Here is a 15149-nt window from a genome sequence, read left to right on the forward strand (position 1 = left end):
CCAATAAGGCGCTACATCCGATCGGCGAGGAGTCGTTCAGCGGTATCGAGATCGCTGAACGGCACCCGCTGGTCGCCGATGATCTGGTACGGCTCATGGCCCTTGCCCTGCAGCAGCACGACGTCGTCGGGACCAGCGGCATCAATCGCGTACGCGATCGCGGTCGTGCGGTCCCGGATCTCGACGACACGTTCGGGATGCTCGAACCCGCGGCGGATGTCAGCAAGGATCTGGTCACCGTCCTCGAAGTGCACATCGTCGTCCGTCACGATAACGAGATCAGAACCGGCCTCGACGATGCGTGCCATCTCGGGACGCTTGCCAGCATCGCGGTCGCCGGTGGCGCCGAACACCGTCACGAGCCGCGAGTGCCCCGACTCGCGCAGGGCCGTGACGGCATGCTGCACGGCGTCCGGGGTGTGCCCGGCGTCCACAACCACCAGGGGCAGCAACGGCGACGGCTGGATGCGTGTCATCCGGCCGACCACGGGTGTGAGTGGGCCCAGGGTTTCCGCGATGCGCGAGGCGGGCACGCCCTGGGCATGCAGCACGCCGGCCACCGCGAGCAGGTTGTCGACGTTGAACCGGCCGATCAGCGAGCTCGCCACAGCGTGACGAGTACCGTCGATCCTGAGGTCGAATTGCAGGCCCTGCGTGGTGAGTTCGACAGCGCCAGCCGACACGGTGGCGTCGACGTTTCCCTGCGAGCTCAGGCCGATCCGGCGAATCCCTTCACCGATGGTTGCGAAGTGCTCGCGCCCGAAAGCGTCATCGAGGTTGACGATGGCGGCGCTGATCCCGGGCAGGGTGAAGATTTTCGCCTTCTGCTTCGCGTACTCCTCCATCGTCCCGTGATAGTCCAGGTGATCCCTCGTGAAGTTCGTGAAGGCGACGATGTCGAACTCGACGGCGTCGACCCGGCCCTGCTCGAGGGCGTGCGAACTGACCTCCATCGCGACATCCTTGACCCCCTTTGCGACGAAGTCTGCGAGGAACTGGTGCACGGTCGACAACTGCGGGGTGGTCATGCCCATATTGATCCGCGGCTCGCCCGTGACACCGGCACCGAGTGTTCCGATCGTCGCTGACGTGGTGCCCAGGGCGTTCCACGCCTGGGTGAGAAGGTGCGCGGTCGAGGTCTTGCCATTGGTGCCGGTGATGCCGACCATGGTCATGGCCCGGGATGGATGCCCTGAAAAATCGTCAGCCATGCGCCCCAGTACGGTCTTCAGCCCGGCCACACGGTACACGTGCTCGGGCAGTGCGCCCTCGGCGTCGATGGCGTCCACGAGCACGGCAGCGGCCCCCCGCTCGAGCGCATCCTGCACCCATGGCAGAGCAGGAGCCCCGGGTCGCCCCAGTGCGACGAAAACGTCGCCTGGCTCGAGCGCCCTGCTGTCCTGCACCAGTCGACGACCGCGAACGACGATGCCGGTGAGCGCGTCGTCGTAGCGGCCGAGGTCGAGGTCGTGCGGCGTCGCATCGGCTCCGGCCTGCCCGTCTGACCAGACCTCCATCACGCGAACTCGAACAGGAACTCGATCTCGACGGGTGCATCGAGCGGCAGCACGGCGACACCGACAGCGCTGCGGGCGTGGACACCTGCGTCGCCGAAGATGTCGCCGAGCAGTTCGGATGCACCGTTTATCACGCCGGGCTGGCCAGTGAATGACGGGTCTGATGCCACGAAACCGACGACCTTCACGACGCGGGTGATGCGGTCGAGCGAGCCGAGCACGTTCTTCGCGGCGGCGAGTCCGTTGAGCACGCAGGTGCGCGCGAGATCCTTGGCCGTGTCGGCGTCGACCTCGGCACCGACCTTGCCGGTGAACGCCAGCTTTCCCTCGACGGAGGGCAGCTGTCCCGAGGTGTACACGAGGTTGCCGACGATGACCGCGGGTACGTACGCCGCTACGGGCTTGGCTACGGAGGGAATGATGATTCCGAGTTCGATGAGGCGATCATCCAGCTGGGACATCAGGACTCTTCTTTCTGTCGCTTCAAGTAGGCGACCAGGCCGCCTTCGGGACCGGTCACCACCTGGACCAGTTCCCAGCCCTCAGATCCCCAGTTATTCAGGATCGCGGAGGTGTTGTGGATGATGAGCGGCGTAGTGAGGTACTCCCACTGGGGCATTTGTCGGCTTCCGTTCAGCTTAGAAAACGGGATTGTCCCGTACCCTAAGTCTATGTCTGCCCAAAAACCCCCCCGTAGAGGCGTCATTTCCGGCATCGCCGGATTCCTCGGTTTCAGCCTTCTTTCCGGAGTTCTGGTGACCGTCATGGTGGCCCCTGCGATCGCGGTCACCGGCGTGACGGCCTCCAGCACTATCGGTGTGTTTGACAGCCTGCCGGAGTACATCAACATCGGCCAGCAGTCGCAGCGTAACGAGATCTGGGCATCGTATTCGGGCGAGGGAAGCGTTGACGGCAAATTCCTGATCGCCTCGATCTACGACCAGAACCGCGAAGAGGTCACCTACGACCAGATCTCGAAATTCGCCCTGGATGCAACGGTAGACGGTGAGGACGCTCGGTTCTTCGAGCATGGCGGGGTCGACGTCTCCTCGGTCGTTCGTGCAGCACTCGCGAACCTTCGCTCGGGCGCGGTGGAGAGTGGAGCATCCACTCTCTCGATGCAGCTGGTCAAGAACATCGCCACGCAGGAAGCGGAGAACCTTCCTACCCAGGAAGAACGCGACGCGGCCTACGAGAAAGCCAAGAAGGAGTCTTTCGATCGCAAGCTGAAAGAGATGAAGCAGGCGATCGGGCTCGAGAAGAAGTACACGAAGAAGGAAATTCTCACCGCCTACCTCAACATCGCCAACTTCGGCAATGCGACCTATGGGATCCAGGCCGCGGCCCAGCGCTACTACAGCGTCAATGCGAGCGACCTGACCCTCGCTCAGGCCGCAAGCCTCGTGGCCATCGTGCAATACCCGAACCAGCGCAATCTCGGTGATCCCGCTAATTATGAGTCCAACACCGAACGCCGCAACTACATCATCAACGCCATGTACAAGGCCGGAAACATCACCGCTGCCGAACGCGATGAAGCTATCGCCATCCCGGTAGACGACACCACTCTTGCGCTGCAGCCGCCCAGGAACGGATGTATCGCCGCCAACGATTACGCCAAGTTCTTCTGCGATTATGTCGTCAAGAGCGTCGGCGATTTCGCTTTCCTCGGGGGCAACGAGACCGAGCGCAATGCCAACTGGAAACGCGGCGGCTACAAGCTGTACACGACTCTGGACCTCGACGTACAGATTCCCGCCCAGATCGCGACCTGGACCTACGCCCCGAATACCGAGACCGGATTTGCCCTCGGAAGCGCAACCTCGTCAGTGCAACCCGGCACCGGACGCGTGCTGATCATGACCCAGAATAAGCTCTTCGACGACACCGCGGAGGGCATCGGCTCCATCGGCACAGCGGTCAACTTCAACACCAGCTACAAATACGGCGGGTCCTCCGGATTCCAGCCCGGCTCGACATACAAGGTGTTCACGCTCCTCGACTGGCTGAAAGCCGGTAAAGGGGTGCAGGAACGCGTGAGCGGAAATCCCAACCGCCAGGAGCCGTTCAGCTCCTACACGGCCTGCGGATCCAAACTCAGCGGCGGAACGTTCCCGTTCAAGAACAATGCTGGGGAAGCCGGTACTTATACCGTTCGCAGCGGCACCGTGAATTCGGTCAACGGTGTCTTCTTCTCGATGGCCAAGCAGCTCGACCTGTGCGACATCCGCGACGTCGCCGCCAGCCTCGGGGTCGAGCGCGCCGATGGCGATCCCCTCGGGACGAACCCGACATCGATCATCGGAACCAATGAGGTCACCCCTCTCAGTATGGCCACGGCTTATGCGTCCATCGCCGCGAACGGCCTGTATTGCAAGCCGATCATCGTCGACAGCGTGACCATGCCGGATGGCTCGACTGCCGTCGGCCAGAGCCCGGACTGCCGCCAGGCCATCGCCCCGAACATCGCCGATACGGCGATTGACGTGCTCAAAGGCGTTATGGTGACCGGCAACCAGGTCTACTCGAACCCTGACGACGGCATCCCGATCTTCGGCAAGACGGGTACGACCGATGACGCACGTCACACGTGGATGGCAACGGGCACGACAATGGCCGGCACGGTGGTGTGGGTCGGCAACATTGTCGGCGACTACAACATCCTGGACTCCGGATATGCCGGGGTCGCCGGAATCCGACTGAGGCACTACATCATGGAACCAACGGTTGCCGCACTCAATGCCAAGTACGGCGGAGTGGACTGGGCGGCCCCGGACCCGGACTTGATGACGGGTGGCGGCCAGAGCGTGCCGGACGTCACCGGTCTCACGGCCGGCGCCGCACAGACAATCCTCGAGGGCCTCGGATTCTCCTACGCCGACGGTGGAGCCGTCGATTCGTCACTCGAAGCCGGCAGGGTGGTGAGCACTGATCCACCCATCGGTTCCGTCTCCGCCAAGGGCGTGACCATCACGGTCTACACGAGCAAGGGAAACCAGATCCCGTTCCCGGATGTGGTCGCCGACGGTAAGTCGAACGACTTCAACCAGGCGAAAACCCTGGTGCAGGCGGCGGGATACCGGACAGTGGTGCAGGCCTGTGTCGTGCTCGCACCGTCGTCGGGATCGGGGCCGGTGCTGCCTACCGATCCGCGCGTGGGGAAGGTACAGACGAGTAATCCTGCGCCTGGCACTCCCACCGTGCCGGGAGCGACAGTGACGCTGGGCGTCGGCAAGATCAACTGCTAGTGGCCTCATCACCCGGGAGGACTGTTGCCGCGGCACTCGGTGCTGCGGCGACAGTCGGCGCAGCGGCGTTCGCGTGGGGATCCCTTGTCGAACGCAATCGCTTCACGATTCGTCACGAGACCGTATCGGTGCTCGAGCCAGGAGCCAGGTCGCTCACAGTGCTGCACGTGGCCGACCTGCACATGGCACCCTGGCAGTCGGCGAAGCAGGAGTGGGTGCGATCGCTTGCGCTTCTCGAACCTGATCTCATCGTCAACACGGGAGATAACCTCGGACATCCCGACGGCATCGAGGGTGTGATCGAGGCGCTGGCGCCTTTCGCCGGCGTTCCGGGGGTGTTTGTCCACGGATCCAACGACTACTTCGGGCCGCAACTGAAGAACCCATTCTCGTATTTCGGCGGACCATCGTCCAGGCCCACCGCGGCCGCCTCCCTCGACACGGAGCGCCTCGAAGCCTTCTTCGAGAATGATCTTGGCTGGCTGTCGCTGAATAACACCGCCAGGGCCATCGAGATCCGTGGATCGCGACTCGAGTTCTTCGGCACCAACGATGCCCACCGCGGCTGGGACCGGCTCGATAAACTGCCGGGCGTCATCGAGGAAATGCGCGAGAACGTCGGCTGGAACGACGACAGGTCAGGGCCTGAGGCGGTCTCGATCGGTGTGACGCATGCGCCGTACCGTCGCGTGCTCGATTCTTTCGTCAATTACGGCGCCGAAATGATCTTCGCTGGGCACACCCACGGCGGTCAGGTGCGCATCCCGGGGCAGCCCGCGCTGGTCACCAATTGCGACATTCCGCGGGACCAGGCCCAGGGCCTGAGCCTGTGGCATCACGCCCGCCATGCATCCTATTTGAACGTGAGCGCTGGCATCGGGACATCCATCTATGCACCCGTGCGGTTCGCCTGCCCACCCGAAGCGGTGGTCGTGACTTTGACGGGTCGAGATTTCAGCTATTCTTGAGGAGTTCGCGCTTCGGTGCGAGTGATCGGGGTGTGGCGCAGCTTGGTAGCGCGCTTCGTTCGGGACGAAGAGGTCGTGGGTTCAAATCCCGCTACCCCGACACATGCCGGCCTCAGGCCGGTCCACAATTGCTCTCCCTCGGGAGGGCGATTCGTGGTTAACGCCCCAACTCGACGGCGAAGGAGTCAGCGTCAGCGTCAGCGAAGGCGACAACGTCAGGCGAAGTCGGGATCTGGAGCGCTGCCGTAGCTGAATTCCGCCCTGGGGCGCCACCCGTTGTTGAGCACTCCGTTGCTCTCCTCGAGGTAGCAGGCTCCGCACAGCGATTCGTACGTGACATCGACACCGTCGATCGCGACCTGGTCCCCGTCGAAAATGTAATGCTCTCCCACCCGCCTCGCGTTGAAGACGGCCTTGCGGCCACAACGGCAGATCGTCTTCAATTCTTCGAGAGAGTGTGCGATCTCGAGCAGTCGGCGGCTCCCCGGGAACGCGACGGTCTGGAAATCGGTGCGGATGCCGTAGGCGAGCACAGGCACGCCCTCGAGGATGGCGATCCTCAGGAGGTCGTCGACCTGCCCCTCGGTGAGAAACTGCGCCTCATCCACGAGCAGGCAGCTCACTGTCGACCCTGAGCTGGCCAGCACCGACGCCCGCTGCGCAAGGAACTTCTGGAGAATATCCTCATCGGGCGCGACGGTGAAATCAACCGGTCGGGTCACCCCGAGCCTCGACACGATCGCAGCATCGCCCTTGGTGTCGAGCTGGGGTTTTGCGAGCAGCACACGGTGCCCGCGCTCCTCGTAGTTGAATGCCGCCTGCAGCAGCGCCGTGCTCTTGCCGCTGTTCATGGCGCCGTAGCGGAAATATAGCTTGCTCATAATCCTTCTCCGGTCAGCGCAGGAATCCGTCTTCGGCAGCTCGCCTGATGAGTTCAGTCTTCTTGCTGGCCGGGCGATCCACTTTGGAATATTTTTCGCGCACACGTCGAAGGTACGTCTTCGCGGTCTCGTATTGCACATTCATGCGCTCGGCCACTTCCGGTGTGCTGAGGCCCGACGCGTACAGTGTGAAGGCTTGCGCCTCCCCCGCGCTCAGCTTCGGGCGCACACGCGCGGTGGCGCCTGTCGGTCGCGGGCGCCAGTCTCGCTGGTCGGGATCGGGCGCGACGCCCATGACCGCGCGGGCGGCATCCATGACCTCACGCATCGGCAGCGTCTTCGAGAGGAAGGCGACGGCCCCGGCCGCAAGGGCTCGCTCGCTCGCCTCTGGAGTGTCGAGACTCGACAACACGATGACCTTCGCGCCAGCCGCGCGGCACGTGCGCACCCGGGCTTCGATCGACACCGGCTCCTTCAGCTGGAAGTCGATGAACACGAGGTCGGTGGGAAAGTTGCTGCTGTGCACGAGCTGGAGCCAGGTGCTCGCGCTGAGCACCAGATCGAAGTCTGGCGCGTTTGTGCCGATCCAGCTGGCGAGGCTGTCGAGAAGCAACTCGTGATCGTCGAGCACGGCAAGTCGCACGCGTGTCTGCGTGTGCTCGTTCGCGTCGTGCATGGCAGAATCTGGGGCTGTCATCGGGTGATCCTCGGGGTTTCGGTGCAAAAACGAGCGACGACGACACCGCTGCGCGGAGGCGGTTCGCCGTGCTCCACAACGGTGGTTCAGATAACTATGACATGTGCCGACGCGGCCCGGCAGCCCGTAATCGGGGTACACGGGTTGTGGTCACTATCGGGGACAGCCTGTCAGAATAGTGTCGCCTGCGCCAGCGACGGCGGCAACTCTTCTGCAATCAGGGTACGTTCCGTCGACGACCGGGGAAGCGCGGTCGCCGGGTTGATCGAACCACGGTGCAGGCCATGGCGCCGGATGATCGGCTGGATCTTCTGCGCGAGCCAGCGCCGGTACTCCTTCGGCGCATACGAACTCGTCGAGTACATGCGCGAATACCGCTCGACGAGCTCTGGATGATTCGACTCGAGCCACTGCATGAACCACTGTCGCGCTCCCTGTCTGAGGTGCAGCGCCGAATACATCACCGAGGTCGCCCCGGCCGCTGAGAGCTGCTCCAGTGCCCGTTCGAGGTGATCCCTGGTATCAGTCAGGTACGGAAGGATCGGCATCATGAACACCGTGCAGTCGAGCCCGCTCTCTCGTACGGCTCGCACCGTGTCGAGCCTGCCGAGCGTTGCCGGGGCACCTGGTTCCACCGACTTCTGCAGGTCATCATCGTGCACGGCGATCGTCATGGCGATGTCGACCACGACGTGCCGGTTCGCCTGCGCCAGCAACGGCAGATCGCGACGCAACAGGGTTCCTTTAGTCAGGATGCTGAACGGCGTACCGCTGTCGGCGAGACTCGCGATGATGCCCGGCATCAGCCGGTAGCGCCCCTCGGCGCGCTGGTATGGATCAGTGTTGGTTCCGAGCGCGACAGGCTCGTGATTCCAACCGGGCCGGGCAAGCTCCCTGGCCAGGACCTCAGAGACATTCGTCTTGACGATGATCTCGCGGTCGAAATCTTTCCCAGCATCGAGATCGAGATAGGTGTGCGTGTTACGGGCGAAGCAGAAAGTGCACGCGTGAGAACATCCGCGGTACGGATTGATCGTCCAGCTGAAGGGCATCGCGCTCGATGCCGGCACCCTGTTCAACGCAGACTTCGCGAGCACCTCGTGAAATCGCATGCCCGCGAATTCGGGTGTCGACACGGTGCGTACCAGATGGGAGAGCTTCGCCATCCCGGGGAGGGCATCGGGTTGCTCGGATTCCAGCGCCTGACCATCCCACCTCATCCAGATATTCGAACATGTGTTCGAATTTCTGTCAAGTGCTCAGGCTGTGATGTGGAGCACGCGGGCGGTGCGCTCGATGGTGTCGCGTGCGAGCTCCGGCTGGTCTGCGAGCGTCTGGCCGTAGGTCGGAACCATGCGTTCCAATTCGGGCCGCCAGGCATCCATCCGGTCGGGGAAGCACTTCTCGACAAGCCCGAGCATGATAGGAACCGCAGTGGATGCGCCGGGTGAGGCCCCGAGGAGCCCCGCGATGCTGCCGTCGGAGGCCGCCACGACCTCGGTGCCGAACTGCAGCACACCGATCTTCGCCTTGTCTTTCTTCATCACCTGCACGCGCTGGCCGGCGGTGATCGTGTACCAGTCTTCAGGCTTGGCGTCAGGATAGAACTCCTGCAGCTCACTGAACTTCGTGGATTTAGATGCAGCGAGCTGCCCTATCAGGTACTTCACGAGGCTGAGGTTCTGTACGCCGGCCGCCACCATCGGTACGACGTTGTGCCAGCGTAGAGATGCGAACAGGTCGAAAATCGAGCCGGTCTTCAGGAACCTGGGGCTGGCACCGGCATACGGCCCGAACATCAGGCTGCCCCTACCATCCACCACCCGCAGGTCAAGATGAGGAACCGACATGGGCGGAGAGCCCGTGGCCGCTTTGCCGTAGACCTTCGCGCGATGCCGCGCAACAAGCTCGGGGTTGTCGGTGCGCAGGAATTCGCCGCTGACGGGGAACCCGCCGAATCCGCGGATTTCCCTGATGCCCGACTTCTGCAGGAGGTTCAGTGCATAGCCGCCGGCGCCCACAAATACGAACCGGGCGTTCAGTGGCTTGATCGGCGTTCGACCCACGTCTCGACGCATCCTGAGCTGCCACAGGCCGTCTCTGGTGCGCTTGAGCCCCGTCACGACCACGCCGGTGTTCAGCTTCGCGCCGCTGTTGACGAGATTCTTCGTCAGGAGATGCGTGAGCGAACCGAAATCGATATCGGTTCCCGAGGCGATGCGCGTTGCCGCGATCGGCTGCGACTTGCTGCGGCCCGGGATCATCAGGGGCGCCCAGGAGCGAATGACCTTCGCGTCTTCGCTGTACTCCATGCCCTCGAACAGCGGGTGGTCTTTGAGGGCGTCGAATCGCGCGCGAAGATATTCGACGTTCTTCTCGCCCCAGACGAAGCTCATGTGCGGGGTCGCGTTGATGAACTCGGTGGGCTCTGGCAGTGCACCGTTCTCCACGAGGAACGACCAGAACTGGCGTGAGACCTGGAACTGCTCGTTGACCTTCACCGCACTCGCGATGTCGATCGAGCCATCAGCACGCTGCGGGGTGTAGTTGAGTTCGCACAGCGCGGAATGGCCGGTTCCGGCGTTGTTCCACGGGTTCGTGCTCTCAAGCGCGAACTCGTCGAGACGCTCGAAGATCTGGATCTCCCAGTCAGGCTCGAGCTGCTGGAGGAGGGCACCGAGAGTGGCACTCATGATGCCCCCGCCGATGAGGGCGACGTCGACGGGTTTGCTCACCTCCTCACTTTAGCGCCGCTGGGAGGTCGAGCTTCGCTAGTTCGGCATTCATCCGCCCGGCAATTGCCGCATAGCCGTCATCATTCGGATGCAGGCCATCGCTCGCCATCCATTCCGGGTGATTCTCGATCCAGCGGGACGCGCCGGGAATGTAGTCGGCATCGATTTCGGCGGCCGCATCCTTCACCCACCCGTTGATGACCTCGACCGAGCGTGGTCGCTCATCCGTGTACCAGAACGGCTCGACGACGATGAACCGCGCCTCAGGCAATGCATCGTTCAGCCTCGTGAGATCGTCGGTGATCTGCGCCTCAATCTCGACCGCTTTCGTGTCGAAGCTGAAATTGTCATTGAGCCCCATCGTGACGAACACGATGTCTGGGTTGTCGTCGATGACCTGGCTCGGCTCGTCACCGTCTCCGAAAATGGATCGGTTATTGATGAAACCGAGACCGTTCACGCTGGGGTTGAATTCGCTCCACCCCCGCTGGTCGCAGATGACGGTCGACCAGCGCAGGTCTGCGGCCGTCGCACCGGTGCCGAGAGTATATGAGTCACCGTAGAACGCCACCCTCGTGGCGTTCGGATCCCGAGGCTCGGAGATCGCCGTCGGCAGCGATGGCGAACAGCCGATCAGCGTGACCGCCGATCCGACCGCGAGGATGGCTGAGATCACGGCGACAATCACGCTGTTTCGGTTACCCATGCCTGCTATTCGACACCGCCCCCGCTGCGGGTTGGGAGAACTACTGCGGGTCAGGAGAACTACTGCGGGTCAGGAGAACGACTGCGGGTTGGAGAGGTTGCCGCCGACACAGTGATGGGCGGAAGCTCCTGCTTCCGCCCATCACATCTGTTCTGTCGGTTCTAGAAAATAACCCAGATGAGCTTCGTCGAACTGGTCGAGCCCGCCACCGCGGAGTCACCCGCGTAAGCGACAGATACCGTGTAGACGCCTCGAGACAGCTTGGGCAGCGTGTAGCTCACGGTGCCGTCCGCCGCGAGCGCGAGCGGTTTCGTCGTACGATCGTCGATCGTGATCGTGACGGTACCTGTGGCGGCCGCGGGAGCCGCGGTCGTCACGGCGACCTTCGCGATCGAGGTCTGCCAGGAGGAGAAGACCTGGCGGCTCAGCGACAGCGACGTGGTCGACGTGTAGCGCACGGTCACCGCCTCAGACGCAGCCGTTCCCGGTGGGAGGCCGGCCGCGGTCGCGGTGACCACGACCGTCAACTGCGTGCCCTGGTCTGCCGCTGTGATCGTGTACTTCGCGCCGGTGGCACCCACGATGTCCACGCCGTTGGACTGCCACTGGTAGCCGAAGGTCAGACCTTCCATGTCCCACTCCCCCGGAGTGGCCTTGAGCTTCTTGCCCACATCGGATTTACCGGAGATGACCGGTGCGACGAGGTTGAGCGGTGCATCCGGTGCCGGAGCCTCGCCCGTCGTGACGGCGACTGCCGTGTAGCGACCGGTGTCGGCGTAACTCACGAGCCCGAGATACGTCGACAGCGGGGCCAGGTCGGCCCACGAAGCGGTGTACGTCACCGGGGTGCCCTGCACACCCGGCAGCACGGCCGGTGACAGGGTGAGTGGCGCTCCACCAGGAACGACCGAGGTGACCGTCACATCCCAGGCCGTACCGTCGGCTGCCGCGAACACGTCCACCAGGACGAGATAGGTGGCTGCCTCCGGAGTGACCAGGTCGACACGCTCGTCGGCCGAGCCTGTCGCGGACTGCCATCCCGCGACAGGTTCGCCCGCGGCATCCAACTTGTACACCACGAGGTCGAGGTCGGTGGTGTCATCGATCGCGTCGAGGTCGAACCTCGCGAACTCTGCGCCCGCGGGCACATCGACGGTGTATTCGGCGCTCTCACCGGTTCCGCCGAATCCGGAGCGCTCGGTCTGCGTGCCAGTGGGGTCGGGCAGCAGGGCACCCAGCGAGAGACCCGATGTCGCGAGCGCGATGTCACCGTTGCCGCCCGGAGTTACCGTGACATCCACGGATCCTGTGACGCCGATTCCCTCGACCGAATCCGGAGCGACGATGGTGACGGGCCGAGCCGCGATGGGGCTGCGAACCGTGGTGTCACCCGACGACCACGTGAGCGAGCCTGTCGTGAACTCATCGAGTGCCGCATCGGTGCGCGATAGCGTGATCGTGTAGCTCGCGGTCTCGCCGGCAGCTCCGAAAGTGAGCGTCGACGGTTCGACCACGGCATCGATTCCGGCCAGGCCATCGATACTCGCGGTGAAGGTGCCCGCCTGGGTCGCCGTGACGGTTCGCGTCACCGCCTCCGGAGCCGTCAGGGTGCCGACCGAGATTGACGCGAGGTTCAGGTTGCTCGGATCCACCGGCTCGACCCCCGCGTCATAACCGAGCGCCTGGAGGTAGGCCAGCCAGTCTGCGGTGCCGTTCAGGTACAGGAGGCCGGGTTCGAAGAATCGTGTCGGATCCACCTGGCCCGCGCCCTGCGTGAACGGATCGGTCACAGCAGCGCCATCCGCGTTGACCGTGTCACCGGCCGTCGTCATCATGGCCGACTTGATCTCTGCCGGTGTCGCGTTGGGACGCTCGCCGAGATAGAGGGCAGCGAGCCCTGCAATGTGGGGCGCGGCCATCGAGGTTCCGCTGAGGAACTCGTAGGTCGGGGCTGTCGACTCCTGGTTGGGGCCGGCCGCGAGGATCGAGACACCCGGTGCCGAGATATCCGGCTTCAGGAGGTCGCTGCCATCGGCGAGCAACGGGCCGCGCGACGAGAAGCCGGCCACCTGTGGTGTGGGAGGCGTGTAGCTCGTCGAGTTGCCGTCGGTGAAGGTCGCCGTGGCGCCGGCGGTTGCGGCGTATGCGACGACCTGGTCGCGGTATCTGGCGTCGAGGTGCACCGTCGGCAGCGCGTGCTGGTCGGTGTCGATGGATCCCGGACCCCTGTTCACGAGCACCACGCCGATGCCGCCGACTCGCAGCACCTCGGCCGATTTCGCGACCCGGTCGTAGACGCCACGTTCGCAGACCACGATCGTGCCCACGGGCACAGCGGTCAGCGAGTTCGGTGCACAGAGATTCGCATCGGTGCCGCCCGGGGAGGCAAAGGCCGTCGAGTTCACGAGGTTGCCGGTGAGCGCAGCGGCATCCGGTGTCATGTCGACGGTGATGGATGCCCCGGCAAACGCCTGGCCGTCACCGAGGGTGACCGTGGCCTGGTACGACGGGATCGTCGACGCGGCGACCGTCGTGATCCACGGGCTCGCGTTGTCGAGGGTGGACGCGCCGGGGCCGTCGTTCCCGGCGGAGGCCGCCACGAACACTCCCGCTGCGGCTGCACCCAGGAACGCTTCATCCGTCGGGGAGAAGGTCGTCTGGGCCGCGCCGCCGCCGATGGAGTAGTTGATGACATCGACTCCGTCTGTCACGGCCCCGTCGATCGCGGCAAGGAGGTCGGTCGTGGTGCAGCCGTCATCGCTGCGCACGGCAGGATCGGGTCCAGACCAGCACACCTTGTACACCGCGATCTTGGCGGCTGGAGCTACGCCCGTGATCGTGCCGAAGTCGATGCCGCCCACGCTGGCCGGTGTCGCGACATTACCGGCCGCAGTGCTCGCAGTGTGCGAACCGTGTCCGTCGCCGTCGCGAGGCGAAACGAATTCGCCGGTGCCCGTCTTCGCGTTGCCGAGGCGGTCAGCACCGAATCCATTCAGGAAGTAGCGGGCGCCGATGATCTTCGTGCTGCAATCGTCAGCGCTGAACTGCTCACCGGTCTGGCAGACTCCGCGGAAGGTGCTCCCGTCGGCCTTCGCGAATACGGTCGCGTCCCCGTCGAGGTATGGGGCGGGGGAAACCGATCCCGCCAGCGGTTCACCCGCGAATGCCGGGTTCTCTGCTGCTATGCCGGTGTCGAGCACACCGACGACGACTCCGTCGCCAGCCTGGTCGGCTCCACCGATCGACTCCCAGACGCCGCCGGGGCCGTCGAGGCCCAGGAAGCTCGTCGATGGCACGGCGGTGATGTGCTTCAGTTCGTCGGGAGTGACGGCGACGACGTTCTTGTCGGCGACCAGCTCGGCGGCCTGCGCCGAGGTCAGTTCTGCCGAGAATCCGTTGAGGGCAGCCGTGTACGACGAGTCGATCGTGACGCCGGCATCTGCAGCGACGCTCTTCTGCTTCTTGGAGAGGTAGTCGGTGTATTCGAGCACCGGCGCGCGTCGAGCGTTCAGCTGGTCACCCTCATCCGGTGAGGTCGCCGGATACCCGGGGATGCTTCCGTCATACGTCGCGACAGCGTTGTCGGCGAGCGTGACGATGTAACGGCCTGGCTCGAAACTTGTTTGACCGGGCCCGCCCGGTGCCGCAAGAGCAGCAGCGCCGGTTCCGACGACAAGGCCGGCCGCGACCAGTGAAGCAGTGGCGAGCGCCGCTACTGCTAATCGGATAGAGGGACGAGCAGCAGTACGTTCGACACGAATTCTCACAGGAGTCCTTAGGGCGAAAAGGGTTGATACCGGAGGCGGTCGGGTCCGCTCCGCTCACCATAGCCAACATTCACCCCCGAAAAGGGGTAGAACGCGCGAGTTTTTCCGATTTTCGTCGCGACATCACCTTCAGGGAAACTCACACCCGATAGGACATGCTTGTACGAACAACTCACGACCACGAGGATTCCCATGCGATCACTTCACGACCACAAGCCAGCAATCGCCGTCTTCGCCGGCCTTACGCTCGTCGGTGCCCTCGCCGGATGCAGCAGCGCTACGGCCGGGGGCGATGCGAACAGTAAGTCTGATGCGGCAGTCCCCAGTGGGGCGACATACGCCGATGGCACGTACACCGAAAGCGGCAGCTACCAGTCTCCCAACGGCACCGAAACAGTGGATGTCACGATCACCCTCGGCAACGGTATCGTCACCGATGTCACGGTGGTCGGTAAGGGTGAAAGCCGTGATTCCCAGCGCTACCAGGGCGAATTCATCAACGGGATCGCCGCCGAGGTCGTCGGAAAAAACATCGACACCCTCAAAGTGAGCAAGGTCGCGGGATCATCCCTGACGAGCGGCGGATTCAACTCCGCCGTCGACACCATCAAGGCCGACGCTGCCTCCTGA

The 15149-nt window shown here is 63.8% G+C and carries 12 protein-coding genes and 1 tRNA gene; 4 read left to right on the forward strand and 9 right to left on the reverse strand.

The window, feature by feature from the left end; all coding sequences use genetic code 11:
- Positions 1-11: 11 nt before the first annotated feature.
- From IEW81_RS04565 to sp36, 3 genes are read right to left on the reverse strand one after another with little or no spacing between them, the layout of a single operon-like run.
- Complete coding sequence (locus IEW81_RS04565; protein WP_229671241.1) at positions 12-1517, reverse strand: UDP-N-acetylmuramoyl-L-alanyl-D-glutamate--2,6-diaminopimelate ligase; 1506 nt, start codon at positions 1515-1517, stop codon at positions 12-14.
- Complete coding sequence (locus IEW81_RS04570; RefSeq protein ID WP_097060255.1) at positions 1517-1978, reverse strand: RidA family protein; 462 nt, start codon at positions 1976-1978, stop codon at positions 1517-1519. Before IEW81_RS04570 ends, IEW81_RS04565 begins: the two co-directional genes overlap by 1 nt.
- Positions 1978-2136, reverse strand: coding sequence for a Sp36 family protein (sp36, locus tag IEW81_RS04575; protein ID WP_143544646.1), 159 nt, complete (start codon positions 2134-2136; stop codon positions 1978-1980). The genes IEW81_RS04570 and sp36 overlap by 1 nt, the downstream gene beginning before the upstream one ends.
- A 52-nt stretch (positions 2137-2188) precedes the next feature.
- Between sp36 and IEW81_RS04580 the strand changes: the two genes are divergently transcribed.
- From IEW81_RS04580 to IEW81_RS04590, 3 genes are all read left to right on the forward strand, one after another.
- On the forward strand, positions 2189-4765 hold the full coding sequence (locus tag IEW81_RS04580) for a transglycosylase domain-containing protein (RefSeq protein WP_097060254.1): 2577 nt from the start codon (positions 2189-2191) through the stop codon (positions 4763-4765).
- Positions 4765-5733: a metallophosphoesterase gene (locus IEW81_RS04585; RefSeq protein ID WP_097060253.1), complete on the forward strand. Its 969-nt coding sequence runs from the start codon at positions 4765-4767 to the stop codon at positions 5731-5733. Before IEW81_RS04580 ends, IEW81_RS04585 begins: the two co-directional genes overlap by 1 nt.
- Before the next feature lie 26 nt (positions 5734-5759).
- Positions 5760-5833, forward strand: a tRNA-Pro gene (locus IEW81_RS04590).
- Between the two features lie 115 nt (positions 5834-5948).
- Here IEW81_RS04590 and IEW81_RS04595 read toward each other — a convergent pair.
- The 6 genes from IEW81_RS04595 to IEW81_RS04620 all read right to left on the reverse strand — a co-directional run bounded on the left by IEW81_RS04595 (position 5949) and on the right by IEW81_RS04620 (position 14519).
- A complete protein-coding gene (locus IEW81_RS04595) occupies positions 5949-6614 on the reverse strand; it encodes a thymidine kinase (RefSeq protein ID WP_097060252.1) in 666 nt (221 codons plus the stop codon).
- Between the two features lie 13 nt (positions 6615-6627).
- Entirely contained in the window at positions 6628-7311 is a 684-nt protein-coding gene (locus IEW81_RS04600; RefSeq protein WP_097060251.1) for a DNA-binding response regulator, read from the reverse strand.
- A gap of 170 nt (positions 7312-7481) precedes the next feature.
- Positions 7482-8531, reverse strand: a complete 1050-nt coding sequence (locus IEW81_RS04605) for an Rv2578c family radical SAM protein (protein ID WP_097060250.1) — start codon at positions 8529-8531, stop codon at positions 7482-7484.
- Between the two features lie 39 nt (positions 8532-8570).
- Positions 8571-10046 (reverse strand): malate:quinone oxidoreductase, encoded by a 1476-nt coding sequence (locus IEW81_RS04610; protein ID WP_097060249.1) that lies wholly within the window; start codon positions 10044-10046, stop codon positions 8571-8573.
- Between the two features lie 4 nt (positions 10047-10050).
- Positions 10051-10752: an SGNH/GDSL hydrolase family protein gene (locus tag IEW81_RS04615; RefSeq protein ID WP_097060248.1), complete on the reverse strand. Its 702-nt coding sequence runs from the start codon at positions 10750-10752 to the stop codon at positions 10051-10053.
- Between the two features lie 161 nt (positions 10753-10913).
- Positions 10914-14519 (reverse strand): S8 family serine peptidase, encoded by a 3606-nt coding sequence (locus IEW81_RS04620; protein ID WP_179691802.1) that lies wholly within the window; start codon positions 14517-14519, stop codon positions 10914-10916.
- Positions 14520-14711: 192 nt separating this feature from the next.
- Between IEW81_RS04620 and IEW81_RS04625 the strand changes: the two genes are divergently transcribed.
- A complete protein-coding gene (locus IEW81_RS04625; protein ID WP_097060247.1) occupies positions 14712-15149 on the forward strand; it encodes an FMN-binding protein in 438 nt (145 codons plus the stop codon).

Origin of the sequence: Salinibacterium xinjiangense (assembly GCF_014645015.1) — a bacterium.
Taxonomy (GTDB): domain Bacteria; phylum Actinomycetota; class Actinomycetes; order Actinomycetales; family Microbacteriaceae; genus Rhodoglobus; species Rhodoglobus xinjiangensis.

Bases quoted from the DNA above. Each gene is read 5' to 3' on its own strand.
- IEW81_RS04565 (WP_229671241.1), bottom strand. From the start codon at position 1,517: ATGGAGGTCTGGTCAGACGGGCAGGCCGGAGCCGATGCGACGCCGCAC.
- IEW81_RS04570 (WP_097060255.1), bottom strand. From the start codon at position 1,978: ATGTCCCAGCTGGATGATCGCCTCATCGAACTCGGAATCATCATTCCC.
- sp36 (WP_143544646.1), bottom strand. From the start codon at position 2,136: ATGCCCCAGTGGGAGTACCTCACTACGCCGCTCATCATCCACAACACC.
- IEW81_RS04580 (WP_097060254.1), top strand. From the start codon at position 2,189: ATGTCTGCCCAAAAACCCCCCCGTAGAGGCGTCATTTCCGGCATCGCC.
- IEW81_RS04595 (WP_097060252.1), bottom strand. From the start codon at position 6,614: ATGAGCAAGCTATATTTCCGCTACGGCGCCATGAACAGCGGCAAGAGC.
- IEW81_RS04600 (WP_097060251.1), bottom strand. From the start codon at position 7,311: ATGACAGCCCCAGATTCTGCCATGCACGACGCGAACGAGCACACGCAG.
- IEW81_RS04605 (WP_097060250.1), bottom strand. From the start codon at position 8,531: ATGAGGTGGGATGGTCAGGCGCTGGAATCCGAGCAACCCGATGCCCTC.
- IEW81_RS04615 (WP_097060248.1), bottom strand. From the start codon at position 10,752: ATGGGTAACCGAAACAGCGTGATTGTCGCCGTGATCTCAGCCATCCTC.
- IEW81_RS04625 (WP_097060247.1), top strand. From the start codon at position 14,712: ATGCGATCACTTCACGACCACAAGCCAGCAATCGCCGTCTTCGCCGGC.